Annotated in this window: 15 protein-coding genes; 10 read left to right on the top strand and 5 right to left on the bottom strand. The window is 65.8% G+C overall.

The window, feature by feature from the left end:
• Nucleotides 1-27 precede the first annotated feature (27 nt).
• Complete coding sequence (locus ACM62G_RS12100; protein WP_419737514.1) at nucleotides 28-384, top strand: NADH:ubiquinone oxidoreductase; 357 nt, start codon at nucleotides 28-30, stop codon at nucleotides 382-384.
• A 29-nt stretch (nucleotides 385-413) separates the two neighbouring features.
• Here ACM62G_RS12100 and ACM62G_RS12095 read toward each other — a convergent pair whose 3' ends face one another.
• The 3 genes from ACM62G_RS12095 to dksA are packed head-to-tail and all read right to left on the bottom strand — an operon-like array spanning nucleotide 414 to nucleotide 2,707.
• Nucleotides 414-1,064: a DUF1826 domain-containing protein gene (locus ACM62G_RS12095; RefSeq protein ID WP_419737215.1), complete on the bottom strand. Its 651-nt coding sequence runs from the start codon at nucleotides 1,062-1,064 to the stop codon at nucleotides 414-416.
• The gene (zigA, locus tag ACM62G_RS12090) at nucleotides 1,064-2,275 is read right to left on the bottom strand and encodes a zinc metallochaperone GTPase ZigA (protein WP_273819745.1); all 1,212 of its coding nucleotides are present in this window, start codon (nucleotides 2,273-2,275) and stop codon (nucleotides 1,064-1,066) included. The genes ACM62G_RS12095 and zigA overlap by 1 nt, the downstream gene beginning before the upstream one ends.
• Before the next feature lie 27 nt (nucleotides 2,276-2,302).
• Entirely contained in the window at nucleotides 2,303-2,707 is a 405-nt protein-coding gene (dksA, locus tag ACM62G_RS12085) for an RNA polymerase-binding protein DksA (protein ID WP_054056840.1), read from the bottom strand.
• A gap of 123 nt (nucleotides 2,708-2,830) precedes the next feature.
• Here dksA and ACM62G_RS12080 point away from each other — a divergent pair, with 123 nt between their 5' ends.
• Nucleotides 2,831-3,208: a hypothetical protein gene (locus ACM62G_RS12080; RefSeq protein WP_054056839.1), complete on the top strand. Its 378-nt coding sequence runs from the start codon at nucleotides 2,831-2,833 to the stop codon at nucleotides 3,206-3,208.
• On the opposite strand, the gene ACM62G_RS12075 is transcribed toward ACM62G_RS12080, so the two are convergent.
• Nucleotides 3,205-4,437 (bottom strand): N-acetylmuramoyl-L-alanine amidase, encoded by a 1,233-nt coding sequence (locus tag ACM62G_RS12075; RefSeq protein ID WP_419737214.1) that lies wholly within the window; start codon nucleotides 4,435-4,437, stop codon nucleotides 3,205-3,207. The genes ACM62G_RS12080 and ACM62G_RS12075 overlap by 4 nt on opposite strands.
• 131 nt (nucleotides 4,438-4,568) lie before the next feature.
• On the opposite strand from ACM62G_RS12075, the gene folE2 reads away from it, so the two are divergent.
• Genes folE2 through thrS form a run of 8 tightly spaced genes read left to right on the top strand, consistent with a single transcriptional unit; the run spans nucleotide 4,569 to nucleotide 12,147 of the window.
• Nucleotides 4,569-5,465 (top strand): GTP cyclohydrolase FolE2, encoded by an 897-nt coding sequence (gene folE2 / locus ACM62G_RS12070; protein ID WP_419737213.1) that lies wholly within the window; start codon nucleotides 4,569-4,571, stop codon nucleotides 5,463-5,465.
• Nucleotides 5,462-6,130 (top strand): metal ABC transporter ATP-binding protein, encoded by a 669-nt coding sequence (locus ACM62G_RS12065; RefSeq protein WP_054056837.1) that lies wholly within the window; start codon nucleotides 5,462-5,464, stop codon nucleotides 6,128-6,130. The genes folE2 and ACM62G_RS12065 overlap by 4 nt, the downstream gene beginning before the upstream one ends.
• A gap of 2 nt (nucleotides 6,131-6,132) precedes the next feature.
• Entirely contained in the window at nucleotides 6,133-6,996 is an 864-nt protein-coding gene (locus ACM62G_RS12060) for a metal ABC transporter permease (RefSeq protein WP_273820075.1), read from the top strand.
• 11 nt (nucleotides 6,997-7,007) lie between these two features.
• Nucleotides 7,008-7,895 carry a metal ABC transporter substrate-binding protein gene (locus tag ACM62G_RS12055; protein ID WP_273819734.1) on the top strand — a complete coding sequence of 296 codons (888 nt, stop codon included), beginning with the start codon at nucleotides 7,008-7,010 and terminating at the stop codon, nucleotides 7,893-7,895.
• A complete protein-coding gene (gene hisI, locus ACM62G_RS12050; protein WP_273819733.1) occupies nucleotides 7,892-8,326 on the top strand; it encodes a phosphoribosyl-AMP cyclohydrolase in 435 nt (144 codons plus the stop codon). The genes ACM62G_RS12055 and hisI overlap by 4 nt, the downstream gene beginning before the upstream one ends.
• Nucleotides 8,323-8,883, top strand: coding sequence for a carbonate dehydratase (locus tag ACM62G_RS12045; protein WP_054057218.1), 561 nt, complete (start codon nucleotides 8,323-8,325; stop codon nucleotides 8,881-8,883). The genes hisI and ACM62G_RS12045 overlap by 4 nt, the downstream gene beginning before the upstream one ends.
• A gap of 2 nt (nucleotides 8,884-8,885) precedes the next feature.
• Nucleotides 8,886-10,223 carry a dihydroorotase gene (locus ACM62G_RS12040; protein WP_054063448.1) on the top strand — a complete coding sequence of 446 codons (1,338 nt, stop codon included), beginning with the start codon at nucleotides 8,886-8,888 and terminating at the stop codon, nucleotides 10,221-10,223.
• Between the two features lie 31 nt (nucleotides 10,224-10,254).
• Nucleotides 10,255-12,147: a threonine--tRNA ligase gene (gene thrS / locus ACM62G_RS12035; protein WP_419737212.1), complete on the top strand. Its 1,893-nt coding sequence runs from the start codon at nucleotides 10,255-10,257 to the stop codon at nucleotides 12,145-12,147.
• Nucleotides 12,148-12,259: 112 nt separating this feature from the next.
• Here thrS and ACM62G_RS12030 read toward each other — a convergent pair whose 3' ends face one another.
• Nucleotides 12,260-12,775, bottom strand: a complete 516-nt coding sequence (locus ACM62G_RS12030; RefSeq protein WP_054063446.1) for a DUF3617 domain-containing protein — start codon at nucleotides 12,773-12,775, stop codon at nucleotides 12,260-12,262.
• Nucleotides 12,776-12,833: the final 58 nt, after the last annotated feature.

Genomic DNA, 12,833 nt, shown 5'->3' with positions numbered 1-12,833 from the left:
CGATATGCCTGAAGGGGTGGGTGAATGATGCGGTCGATTGGCCTGACGCTGCTGGCGGCGCTGGGGTCGAGTCAGGTCCTGGCGCAAGCCTGTGTGGTCCACAGCCAGGGCGAACGGCTCGACGTGAAGGTCTGCCAGGAGAACGTGAATATCCCGGCCAAGCTGTTCAACGACGGTTTCTGCCAGCCGAGCCTGGCGGGCCAAAAGGTCGAGGTCGAATACGTGGAGCAGTGCCCGGGCGGCTCATTCGGTATCTGCCGCAACGCCCAGGTTGCCAATATGCCCTACCGGCAGAATATTCACTATTACGGTGTGGCGACGGACGCGGCGTACCTCAAGCCGTTCTGCGAGGGCCAGAGTGCCGGGCAGTGGCAGGTGCCCTGAGCACACCTGAAGCTTTGCGGCGCCTGAACTCAAGCCAGCCAGTCCAGCGTCAGGATCAACCGGCGCTCCCCCGCCCCCACCTGCGGCGAACGATGCACCAGCCCGAACCCTTCATTGCCATGCCAGCGCTCGCCCTTCAACAAGGCCACCGCGCCGCTGTCCATCTGCCGAATCGACCCGGCCTCCATCGGCTCCGCCACCGGACTGCCCAACTGCCGCCGATCCATCGCCCCTTCCGCCAGCCACTGGCTGCCCAAACCGGCGTAGGTGGTGATCAACCTCACCGGCACATGGTCGACGTGAAACCGCGGGCACATCGCCTTGTCCAGCACCCGCAGGCGCAGGCCGATCCGCCGCGCGCCGAGCAGGCAGGCATAGGCGCCGACCAGCCAGGACACGTCGCTGATGAAGCCCTCGTAACCCTCCAGGTCACTGAACCCCGAGGCCAGCCCGTGCAGGTTCGGCCTGGACTCGTCGTCCGGCATCTCCAGGCTCAGCGCCTGCGCCAACGGCTCGCCCAACGACAGCAGCAAGTGCGCAAAATCGGCGATATGGCTGGGTAGGCGGCGCTGCCAGAGTGCCAGGTTGACCCCATCCTGAAGAATCTCGCCAAGCACGGTCGGGGCCTCGCCCTCGACCTGGCGGATCGACGGTTGCGCCTGCAAGCGCGGCGCCAGCATCAGGCAGCCGCCTCTTCGTCGTGCCACGGTCCGAACGGGTCGTGCAGCAGCCGCCAACCCTCGACCCCCAGGGCCATTTCGTCGTCGCTGAGCAGGCAGCCGTCCAGGTCGGCCGTCAGTTGCGCAAAATCGATACCCTGGCCGATGAACACCAGTTCCTGGCGGCAATCGCCGGTGGCCGCCGCCCAGTTCTGCATGATCGCCGCGATGCTATCCTCGTCCTGCGGCCAGTGCTGTTTCGGTACGAAGCGCCACCAGCGCCCGGCGAAACCATGGCGCATCAGGCCACCGGCCTGGGACCAGCTGCCGGCTTCCTGGTACTTGCTCGCCAGCCAGAAGAAACCCTTGGAACGCAGCAGCCTGCCGTTCACCCAGGGCCGGTTGATGAAGTCGAAGAAGCGCTCGGGGTGGAACGGCCGCCGCGCCCGGTAGGCGGTCGAGGCGATGCCGTATTCCTCGGTTTCCGGCACATGCTCGCCACGCAGTTCCTGCAGCCAGCCCGGAGCCTGGGAGGCACGCTCGAAGTCGAAGCGGCCGGTGTTGAGGATCTTCGCCAGGGGCACTTCGCCCATCACCATCGGGATGATCTCGGCCTGGGCATTCAGGCGCGCGAGGATCGCCATCAGTTCTTCGCGCTCCTGGCTGGAGATCAGATCGATCTTGCTGATCAGAATCACGTCGGCGAACTCGACCTGCTCGATCAGCAGGTCGGTGATCGAGCGCTCGTCGTCCTCGCCAAGGGTTTCGCCGCGGGAGGCCAGGCTTTCCGCCGCCTGGTAGTCGAGCAGGAAGTTCATGCCGTCGACCACCGTGACCATGGTGTCGAGGCGGGCGATGTCGGCCAGGCTCTGTCCGGTCTCGTCGCGGAAGGTGAAAGTTTCGGCCACCGGCAACGGTTCGGAGATACCGGTGGACTCGATCAGCAGGTAGTCGAAGCGCCCGTCGCGAGCGAGCCGGCCGACCTCCTCCAGCAGGTCCTCGCGCAAGGTGCAGCAGATGCAGCCGTTGCTCATCTCCACCAGTTTTTCCTCGGCGCGATTGAGGCTGACGTCACGCTGAACCTCGCTGCCGTCGATATTGATTTCGCTCATGTCGTTGACGATCACCGCTACCCGCAGGTTTTCGCGGTTGCGCAGCACATGGTTGAGCAGGGTGCTCTTGCCGGCGCCGAGAAAGCCCGACAGCACGGTCACGGGAAGACGTTGGGTCATGGTTGGTTCCTCATCAGGTTGGCCGGCTCAGAGCGCCCGCTTGTGGCGCTCGCGCAGCTCTTCACGTTCCTTGGCTTCGATGCACAGGGTGGCGGTGGGCCGCAGCAGCAGACGCTTGAGGCCGATCGGTTCACCGGTCTCGCGGCACCAGCCGTATTCGCCACGGGCCAGGGCCTCGAGGGCCTGGTCGATCTTGTCGAGCAGCTTCTTCTCCCGCTCCAGCAGGCGCAGTTGCCATTGGCGCTGTTCCTCGGCACTGCCGATGTCCGCCGGATCGCTGCTGGGCTCGTGCTCGCGCAGCACGACGAACTCGCCGCTGATGCGCTCCTGCAGTTCACGCCGTTGCTGGAGCAGCAACTCACGGAAGAACGCCTGCTGTGCATCGTTCATGTAGTCCGCCTCGGGCTGGGCGAGCAGTTCGTCTTCGGTCATGGAGAGGTCGCCGTCGGGGGATTTGTTTAATGTTATATTATAACAGTGCATTTTAGCCAATCCCCACTTGCCGCTGGCGACGAAGGGGTTGATGCTGGAGCCAACCCTCTCTTGAGAATGCCGATGCGCGCCGCCCTGAAATACCCGTTGCTGAGCCTGCTGCTCTGCGCCACCGGCGCCGGGGCCCAGGTGCCCGGCCCACTGGCCAACTGCACCCGCAGCGCCACCCTGCTGGCGTGCAAGGACGCCGCCGGCAACGCCTATGGCGTCGCCACGGTGGGCAAGACGATCTACCTGCAGGGGTTCGAAGTGACCGGCAAGCGCTACTGGGCGCAGACCAGCAGCCGCTACGGACAACTGACCTTCTTCACCGGCATTGCCTCGGATGGCGAGGCCTGGGTCGGCTACAGCCGGCGGGTGGGGTGGACCACGGTGAACCGCTTCTCCAGCTCCGGAGGGCTGAGCAAGAAGTTCACCTGTGATCGGTTGGTGGGCTGCTAGGCCAGCACTTCGTTTGCCTGCTGCTGGCGCCAGGCGATGTAGCTGTCCTGCGGCGGGTTCTTCTCGAAGTAGGTTTTCAGGCCCTGGAACAGCCCGTCGGCAATCGCCTGCTGGTGCCGCGTGGTGACCAGCCGCTGGCTGTCGCGGACGTTGGAAATGAAGCCGGTCTCGACCAGGATCGACGGCACGTCCGGTGACTTGAGCACCGCGAAGCCGGCCTGTTCCACGCGCTTCTGGTGCAGGGTGGTGATGTTCTCCAGGCTGCCGAGCACGGTATGCCCCAGTTGCAGGCTGGCGGCGATGGTCGCGTTCATCGACATGTCGAGGATCACCCCGGCCAGCATCGGGTCCTTGTCCTTGAGGTTGAGCAGGCTCTGCGCACCGATCAGGTCGGCACCGTTCTCGCGCTGGGCCATGAAGCGCGCGGTGGTCGAGGTCGCGCCGCCTTCGGACAGGCAGTACACCGACGCCCCCGACGCGGTGATCCGCGGCGCCGCATCGGCGTGCACCGAGATGAACATGTCGGCGTTGTGCTTGCGGGAGAACTCCACGCGCTTGCGCAACGGCACGAAGAAATCGTCGTTGCGTACCAGGCGTACATCGAAGCCCTTTTCACGCTTGAGCCGCTTGGCCAGAAGCTGGGCGATGGACAGCACCACGTCCTTCTCGCGCTGCCCCTTGGAGCCCACCGCGCCCGGGTCCTTGCCGCCGTGCCCGGGGTCGACCACCACCATGATGTCGCGCTTGGGGTGAACCTTGCCCGGCGCCGGTTCATGCCTGGCCTGGGGCGCGACAGCTGCCGCGGCCAGAGCCTGGGGCGGTGCGGCGGCGCTGGCGTTGCTGGCCAGGTCGAGCACCAGCCGGTGGCCCTGCCCCTCCCCGGGCGGCAGCAGGAAGCTGTTCAACTGCACCGGGTTGGCCAGGTCGAGGACGATCCGCGTGTCGCCCTGGCCGAAATGTCCCGAGCGGATCGAGCGGATCACCGTGTTCTTCAGGGCCAGTTGGCTGAAGTCGCCCGTCAGCTTTGCCCCGCTCAGGTCGATGATCAGCCGCTCGGGCGCGGTCAGGGAAAACGTCTTGTACTGCACCGGGCCACTGAGATCGAGCACCAGTCGCAGCTTGTCGCCGGAGCGCCAGAGCCGGGCGTTGCGGATCTGCGCCGCCGACACGCCAAGCGGGATGAAGGCCGCACTGGCCAGCAGGAAGTTGAGCAATTGACGTCTATGCATGAACCGATAACCACAAATTGAGGGAGCGTCCCTGCTCGATATGGCTGTGTAGAGCCCTGGCGAAAAAAGGCATCGTCGAATCAATTGTTATAATATAACATGACATTTTATTTCCAACGATGGACCTGCTCATGAATGCGTTGACGCTGCCGGATATCGCCGCGCAGTCATCCCGGCAAGCCCTGCCCCTTGAGTGGGTGGGCATGTGCGGCATTGCTCTGCCCATCACCCTCGACGGCCAACGCCTCAGCGCCAGCGCCGACGCCGGCGTCAGCCTCGATGACGGCGAAGCGCGGGGTATTCACATGTCCCGGCTGTACCTGGCCCTGGAGCGCCTGCAACAGGAAGAACTGACACCGGCACGGGTCCACGCGGTGCTGCAGCAATTCCTCGACAGCCATGACGGGCTGTCCAGTAACGCCTACCTGCGCATCCACACCAATCTGCTGCTCAAGCGCCCGGCGCTGGTCAGCCCGCTGGCCGGCTGGAAAGCCTATCCCGTCAGTGTGTTAGCCGAGCTGAAAAGCGGAGTGTTCCACGTGGAACTGAAAATTGACGTGGCCTACTCCTCCACCTGCCCCTGCTCGGCCGCCCTCGCCCGACAACTGATCCAGCAACAGTTCAACCAGGACTTCGCCAACCAGCCGCTGGAACACGGCAAGGTCCTCAACTGGCTCGGCAGTACCCAAGGCATCGTCGCCACACCCCATAGCCAGCGCAGCATTGCACACCTGCAAATCCGACTTGATGAAAAAACGTATCGGTTTCCCTTCGAAGCCCTGATCAATGATGCCGAGGCCTCACTGGGCACCGCCGTGCAGACTGCGGTGAAGCGCGCCGACGAGCAGGCCTTCGCCCTCGCCAACGGTCAGAACCTGATGTTCTGCGAAGACGCGGCACGCCGCCTGAACCTGGCGCTCAAGCGTGCAGACGCGGTGCAGGGTTTCCACCTGCGGGTGGTTCACGCTGAAAGCCTGCACGCCCACGACGCCGTGGCCGAGAGCGGGTGGAACTGGAGGCCGGCATGATCCGCTGCCAAGGCCTGCGCTGGGGCCCACCCGGCCAGCCACTGACCCCCGCGGTGGATTTCGAACTGGCCGCCGGTAGCCTCACCGCGGTCATCGGTGCCAACGGCACCGGCAAGAGCAGCCTGCTGAAAGTCTTCGCCGGTTTGCAGAAGCCCCTGGCCGGCAAGGTGCAGTTGGATGTTCCACGCCGCGGTGGCCTGTCGTTCCTGCCGCAACAGCAGCACCTCGACCGGCAGTTCCCGATCAACCTGCAGGAACTGGTGGTCGCCGGCCTGTGGGGCATCAAGCTGAGCCCGCAGCAACGCAACGAACGCCTGCAGGCGGTGATCGCCGACTGGGACCTCGAAGGCCTGGAACAGCGGCCGCTGATGGCCTTGTCCGGCGGCCAGTTGCAACGCGCTCTGCTGGCCCGCCTGAGCCTGGCCGAAGCGCCGCTGCTGTTGCTCGACGAACCCCACGCCGCCCTCGACGAGGAAGGCCAGGCACTGCTGTGGAAACACATCCACGCCTGGCACGCGGCGGGGCGTACGCTGGTAGTGGTCTGCCATGACCTCGCCGCCGTACGCCAGCACATCCCCGACGCCTTGCGCATCAAGCACAGCGGCTGCGTACTGGCACCGAGCCGCGAGCTGATCGTGCAACAACCGATCACACAGGTGGCCTGATGCTGATGTTCGCCCAGCACCTGTGGCAGCCGTTCCACGATTTCGTGTTCATGCGCCGGGCCCTGCTCGGCGGCCTGGTCCTGGCCTGCAGCACCGCGCCGCTGGGGGTGTTCCTGATCCTGCGACGCATGAGCCTGATCGGTGACGCGGTGGCCCACGGCATCCTGCCCGGCGCCGCCGTCGGCTTCTGGATCGCCGGCCTGAGCCTGCCGGCACTGACCCTCGGCGGCCTCGGTGCGGGCATGGGCATGGCCGGCCTGTCGGCCTGGATCACCCGGCGCACCGGCCTGCGCGAAGACGCCAGCCTGGCGGCGATCTATCCGATCTCGCTGGCCAGTGGCGTGCTGCTGCTCGGCATCGCCGGCAAGCGCCTGGACCTCTTGCACCTGCTGTTCGGCTCGGCACTGGCGGTGGACGGGCCGACCCTCACCGGCATGCTCTGGGTCTGCGGCATGAGCCTGGTGCTGCTGGCGGCGATCTACCGGCCGCTGATGCTCGACACCCTCGACCCGCTGTTCCTGCAGACCGTCAGCCGCCTCGGCCCGCTGGCCCACGGTGTGTTCCTGACCCTGGTGGTGCTCAACCTGGTGATCGGTTTCCAGGCCATCGGCGCCCTGATGGTGGTCGGCCTGATGATGCTGCCGGCGATCGCCTCGCGCTTCTGGAGCCGTCGCCTGCCGGTGCTGATGCTGATCGCCGCGCTGCTCGGCTGCGTCTCGGTCGCCGCCGGCCTGCTGCTGTCGTTCTACTGCTCGCAACCCAGCGGCCCGGCCATCGTGCTGGTCGCCGGCTGCCTGTACCTGTTCTCCGTGGTCTTCGGTCCGGTGCACGGTCTGCTGCGCCGCCCACCCCTGCCATCCCAATGAGGTGTCACCCGATGCGTGCGTTACTCGTTCTGTTCAGCTCCGTGCTGGCCCTGTCGTTGCAGTTGTCCAGCGCCCAGGCGGCGGAGAAGCTGCCGGTGGTCGCCAGCTTCAGTATCCTGCGGGACATCACCCAGCAGATCGGCGGCGACCATATCCAGGTTTCCGCGATGGTCGGCCCGGACGCCGACGCCCACACCTACGAGCCGACCCCGGATGATGCCCAGGCGCTGCTCAAGGCCAAACTGATCGTCAAGAACGGCCTGGAGTTCGAACCCTGGCTCGACCGCCTGGTGACCAGCACCGAGACCAAGGCCCCGGTGGTCACCGCCAGCAAGGGCGTGCTCTCGCACACCATGGAAGAGGACGGCCAGACCGTGCCCGACCCGCACGCCTGGCACAACCTGGCGAACGTCGAGCTGTACGTGAACAACATCACCAAGGCGCTGATCCAGGTCGACCCGGCGCACAAGGACGACTACACCCGCAACAGCCAGGACTACCTGAAGCAGATCTACCGCCTGCTGGCCGAGGCCAAGGTCAAGCTCGGCAACCTGCCGGCCGGCAACCGACGCATCGTCACCTCCCATGACGCCTTCGGCTACCTCGGCCAGGCCTATGGCATCCAGTTCATGGCGCCCCAGGGCCTGTCCACCGAGCGTGAGCCGTCGGCCGCCGAAGTCGCCGAACTGATCCGGCAGATCCGCAAGGACAAGGTCACCGCGGTATTCATGGAGAACATCAAGGACGCCCGCCTGCTCAAGCAGATCGCCGACGAAAGCGGCGCGAAGATCGGCGGCACCCTGTACTCCGACGCCCTCGCCGCCGAAGGCCCGGCCAGCACCTTCATTGGCCTGTTCGAATACAACATGAACACCCTGCACGCGGCACTGAGCAAGTGACTGCCCGGCCGCCCCTGTCGATGCTCGATCTGGAGCGCGCCGCTGCGGGCAGCCGCTGGCCCCTCACGGCCGTGCTCGACGCCCTGCCGTGGAACGCCGACGGTTTGATCGCCGCCATCGCCCAGCAACACGACACGGGCGAAGTACTGATGCTGGCCTGGATGAACCGCCAGGCCCTGGCCGAAACCCTCGAACGCGGCCAGGTCTGCTACTGGTCGCGCTCGCGCCAGCAGCTGTGGCGCAAGGGCGAAAGCTCCGGGCACCGCCAGCGCCTGGTCGAGGCCCGCCTCGACTGCGACGGCGATGCGGTCCTGCTGCGGGTCGAGCAACAGGGCCCAGCCTGCCATACCGGCCGTCCCAACTGTTTCTACAACGCCATCCGCGACGGCGCGGTAGAGATCATCAGCGCCCCTCAGGAGACCTCCCCATGATCCGCAAGAACCCTTCCGGCGACCTGCCGGTGATCGCCGAATCCGCCTACGTGGACAAGACCGCGATCATCTGCGGCAAGGTGGTGATCGGTGACAACGTCTTCGTCGGCCCCTACGCGGTGATCCGCGCCGATGAAGTCAACGAACACGGCGAGATGGACCCGATCATCATCGGCGCCAACTCCAACATCCAGGACGGCGTGGTGATCCACTCCAAGTCCGGCGCGGCGGTGACCATCGGCGAGTTCAGTTCCATCGCCCACCGCTCGATCGTCCACGGTCCCTGCACGGTCGGCAACCGGGTATTCATCGGGTTCAACAGCGTGCTGTTCAACTGCGCGGTCGGCGACGGCAGCGTGGTCCGACACAACTCGGTGGTCGACGGCCGCGACCTGCCACCCGGCTTCTACGTGCCCTCCACCACCCGCATCGGCCCCCATACCGACCTGTCGCAGTTCCCACCGGTCAGCGTCAGCGCCTCGGAGTTCTCCGAGGACGTGGCGCGCACCAACGTCGACCTGGTCCGGGGCTACAAGGCCCTGCAGAACGAGTTCTGAGCATGAGCAGCCTGCTGATCCGCAATGCCCGCGTGGTCAACGAGGGCCGTCAGTTCGACGCCGATGTCCGGGTGATCAACGGCCGCATCGACTCCATCGCCGCCGAGATCGGCAACGCCAGCGCCGACGTGGAAATCGACGCGAATGGTGACTGGCTTCTGCCGGGGATGATCGACGACCAGGTGCACTTCCGAGACCCGGGAGCACCGGCCAAGGGCACCATTTACAGCGAATCGCGGGCGGCGGTGGCCGGCGGCATCACCAGCTACATGGACATGCCCAACACCCGCCCGGCGACCCTGACCCTCGACGCCCTCGCCGACAAGCAGCGCCGGGCGGCGAACGCCTCGGTGGCCAACTACGGCTTCCACTTCGGCGTCAGCCACGACAACCTCGACACCGTGGCGGCCCTCGACCCGCGCCAGGTCGCCGGGGTCAAGGTGTTCATGGGCGCGTCCACCGGCAACCTGCTGGTGGATGACCCGCACATCCTCGAACGGCTGTTCGCCGAGGTACCGACCCTTCTGCTGGCCCATTGCGAACACACGCCGACCGTCGACACGCGCCTGAAGAACCTCAAGGAACTGCTGGGCGGCATGATCCCGCCGGCCGCCCACCCGCTGATCCGCAATGCCGACGCCTGCTACCGCTCCTCGTCGCTGGCGGTGGAACTGGCCAGGAAACACGGCACCCGCCTGCACGTGCTGCACCTGACCACCGAGCGCGAACTGGAGCTGTTCGAGAACAAGCCGCTGGGCGAAAAACTCATCACCGCCGAAGTCTGCCTGCATCACCTGCTGTTCGACGATCGCGACTACCCGCGCCTGGGTAACCGGATCAAGTGCAACCCGGCGATCAAGCAGCAGTCGGACCGCGATGCCTTGCGCAAGGCGCTGTTGAGCAACCGCCTGGACGTGATCGGCAGCGATCACGCGCCGCACACCTGGGAAGAAAAGCAGCGGCCCTACGAGGAAGCGCCCTCCGGCCTGCCGCTGGTGCAGCACGCTCTGCCGGCGCTGATGGAACTGGTGGCGGACAAGGTGCTGCCACTGACCACCCTGGTGGACAAAACCAGCCACCGGGTCGCCGACCTGTTCGCCATCGCCGAACGCGGCTACCTGCGCGAGGGCTACTGGGCCGACCTGGTCCTGCTCAATCGCCAGCCGCAGCCGCGGCCGGTCGCCGGTGAACCGATCCTCTACGAATGTGGCTGGACCCCCTTCATCGAGCACAGCTTCCGCCACCACGTGCACACCACCGTGGTTTCCGGGCAGGTCGCCTGGCATGCCGGCCGACTTCATGACGGCTGTCAGGGCCTGCCCCTGCAGTTTCTCCGCTAATACCCTTCCAGATCGACCGAGGCCCCCAGCAATGATCCGCATCACCCTCCCCGATGGCTCGCAACGCGAGTACGACCAGCCGCTGTCGGTCTTCGAAGTGGCCGCCAGCATCGGCGTCGGCCTGGCCCGGGCAGCGGTGGCCGGGCGGATCGACGGCGTGCTGGTCGACTGCGACACCCTCATCGAGCAGGACGCGGCAGTGAGCATCGTCACCCCGCGCGACGACGAAGGCCTGCAGATCCTCCGTCATTCCTGCGCGCACCTGCTGGCCATGGCGGTCAAGCAGCTCTACCCCTCGGCCCAGGTCACCATCGGCCCGGTGATCGAGAACGGCTTCTTCTACGACTTCGCCTACGAACGCCCCTTCACGCCCCAGGACCTGGAACTGATCGAGGAGCGGATGCAGGCCCTGGCCGCGACCAATCATTCGGTACGTCGTCGTACCCTGCCGCGTGACGAAGCCATCGAATATTTCGAGAACCTGGGCGAGCACTACAAGGCCGAACTGATCCGTACCCTCCCCGAAGACGAAACCTTGTCGCTGTACCGCCAGGGCGATTTCGAGGACCTGTGCCGCGGGCCGCACGTGCCGTCGACCGGCATCCTGCAGGCGTTCAAACTGACCAAGGTGGCCGGGGCCTACTGGCGCGGCGACGCCAACAACGCCCCGCTGCAGCGGATCTACGGCACCTGCTGGGCCAACGCCCGGGACCTCAAGGCCTACCTCACCCGCCTGGAGGAGGCCGGCAGGCGCGATCACCGCAAGCTCGGTACGCAGTTGGATCTGTTCCACTTCGACGACTGCGCACCGGGTTCGGTGTTCTGGCATGCCAAGGGCTGGACGCTGTTCCAGCAACTGATCGGCTACATGCGCCAGCGCCAGGAGCAGGCCGGCTACGTCGAGGTGAACACCCCGGACGTGATGGACCGCGGCCTGTGGGAAACCTCCGGGCACTGGCAGAACTACCGCGATCACATGTTCACCACCAGCACCGAGGACGAGCGGGTGTTCGCCCTCAAACCGATGAACTGCCCGGGCGCGGTGTCGATCTTCGGCCATGGCCTCAAGAGCTATCGCGACCTGCCATTGCGCATCGCCGAGTTCGGCAAGGTCCATCGCTACGAGCCGTCCGGCGCCCTGCACGGGCTGTTGCGGGTGCGCCACTTCACCCAGGACGATGCGCACATTTTCTGCACCCCGGAGCAGATGCAGGATGAGTGCGAAACGGCGATCGCCCTGGTGTTCGATATCTACCGCGAGTTCGGCTTCAGCGACGTGCTGGTGAAACTCTCCACCCGCCCGCTCAACCGCATCGGCAGCGACGAGACCTGGGACCGGCTGGAAGGCGCGCTGCTCGGCGCCCTGGGCCGGATGGGCATCGACTACCGGATCAACCCCGGCGAAGGCGCCTTCTACGGGCCGAAGCTGGAGTTCGTGCTACGCGATGCCATCGGCCGCGACTGGCAGTGCGGGACCCTGCAGGTCGACCTCAACCTGCCGGAGCGTTTCGATATCGGCTACATCGACGAGAACGGCGAGCGCCAGCGGCCGGTGATGCTGCACCGGGCGCTGTTCGGTTCGCTGGAGCGCTTCATCGGCATCCTTATCGAGCACTACAGCGGTGCCCTGCCACTGTGGCTTTCGCCCTGTCAGGTGGTGGTGCTGAACATCAGCGAGGGCCAGGCCGACTATGCCCGGGAGGCCGTCCAGCGGCTCAAGGCCCATGGCTGGCGAGCGGTGGCTGACCTGCGCAACGAGAAGATCGGCTACAAGATTCGCGAACACAGCCTGCAGAAGGTGCCCTACCTGCTGGTGGTCGGCGAGAAGGAAAAGGCCGCGGGGCTGGTCAGCGTACGCAGCCGGGCGGGAGAGGACCTGGGGACGATGACGGTCGAGGCGTTGCTGCAACGCCTCGACACCTGAGGACACCCCTCTACCTGTAGGAGCGAGGCTTGCCCGCGAATGCGTCCTCAAGGTCGCCAAAAGCTTCGCGGGCAAGCCCCGTTCCTACAACCCACCGCAGGCCGCTCTTTCATCAGGACCGCGGCTTCACCGCCCCGCAATCCTGCCCCAACCAGACCGCCTTGGTGTCCATGCTGCCATTCTGCTGGATACCGGTGGCATTGAACGTGCCGCTGACCTTGGTGGTGAACTCGCGATCACTGACAAAATGCGCCGTGCCCGCGCCCTGGGCCTTCGGACAGCTGAAACGGAACTTCCAGTCCGGCCCCTTGCGTTCGGTGACCTGCTGCTGGCAGCCGGACTGCGGATCGGTCAGCGGAATCGCCTCGGAAGCCACCTGCTGTGGCGTCAGGCACACCCGCACGCCCTGTCCGCCCAGGTTGATGCCCTGCTTTTCCAGGGCGGCGCGTTGCTCCGGCGTGGTGTTCTGCTTGAGCACGCCCAGCAGCATGTTCACATCCAGCGACTGGTTCTCGACCTGCACATTGCTGGAGGTCAGTTCCCACAGACCGGGCTGCAGCACTTGCGCCTGGGCCACGGGAATCACGAAGGCACAGGCGAGGGCCAGCCCCGGCAGACGAAGGTTCATCGTATAGCTCCTGAAGAAAGGTCCTGCTTAGACGCCAGAATCATGCTTGGGTTGCGTG

Source organism: Pseudomonas sp. COR18 (assembly GCF_048568395.1).
In the GTDB taxonomy this organism is placed as follows: Bacteria; Pseudomonadota; Gammaproteobacteria; order Pseudomonadales; family Pseudomonadaceae; genus Aquipseudomonas; species Aquipseudomonas fuscovaginae_B.
This window is presented reverse-complemented; position numbering and strand designations above follow the sequence as displayed.

Excerpts from the sequence above, each read along its gene's own strand:
- ACM62G_RS12045 (WP_054057218.1), top strand. The coding sequence starts at position 8,323 with ATGATCCGCAAGAACCCTTCCGGCGACCTGCCGGTGATCGCCGAATCC.
- zigA (WP_273819745.1), bottom strand. The coding sequence starts at position 2,275 with ATGACCCAACGTCTTCCCGTGACCGTGCTGTCGGGCTTTCTCGGCGCC.
- ACM62G_RS12100 (WP_419737514.1), top strand. The coding sequence starts at position 28 with ATGCGGTCGATTGGCCTGACGCTGCTGGCGGCGCTGGGGTCGAGTCAG.
- folE2 (WP_419737213.1), top strand. The coding sequence starts at position 4,569 with ATGAATGCGTTGACGCTGCCGGATATCGCCGCGCAGTCATCCCGGCAA.
- ACM62G_RS12080 (WP_054056839.1), top strand. The coding sequence starts at position 2,831 with ATGCGCGCCGCCCTGAAATACCCGTTGCTGAGCCTGCTGCTCTGCGCC.
- ACM62G_RS12065 (WP_054056837.1), top strand. The coding sequence starts at position 5,462 with ATGATCCGCTGCCAAGGCCTGCGCTGGGGCCCACCCGGCCAGCCACTG.
- ACM62G_RS12040 (WP_054063448.1), top strand. The coding sequence starts at position 8,886 with ATGAGCAGCCTGCTGATCCGCAATGCCCGCGTGGTCAACGAGGGCCGT.
- ACM62G_RS12075 (WP_419737214.1), bottom strand. The coding sequence starts at position 4,437 with ATGCATAGACGTCAATTGCTCAACTTCCTGCTGGCCAGTGCGGCCTTC.
- ACM62G_RS12030 (WP_054063446.1), bottom strand. The coding sequence starts at position 12,775 with ATGAACCTTCGTCTGCCGGGGCTGGCCCTCGCCTGTGCCTTCGTGATT.
- dksA (WP_054056840.1), bottom strand. The coding sequence starts at position 2,707 with ATGACCGAAGACGAACTGCTCGCCCAGCCCGAGGCGGACTACATGAAC.
- thrS (WP_419737212.1), top strand. The coding sequence starts at position 10,255 with ATGATCCGCATCACCCTCCCCGATGGCTCGCAACGCGAGTACGACCAG.
- ACM62G_RS12095 (WP_419737215.1), bottom strand. The coding sequence starts at position 1,064 with ATGCTGGCGCCGCGCTTGCAGGCGCAACCGTCGATCCGCCAGGTCGAG.
- ACM62G_RS12055 (WP_273819734.1), top strand. The coding sequence starts at position 7,008 with ATGCGTGCGTTACTCGTTCTGTTCAGCTCCGTGCTGGCCCTGTCGTTG.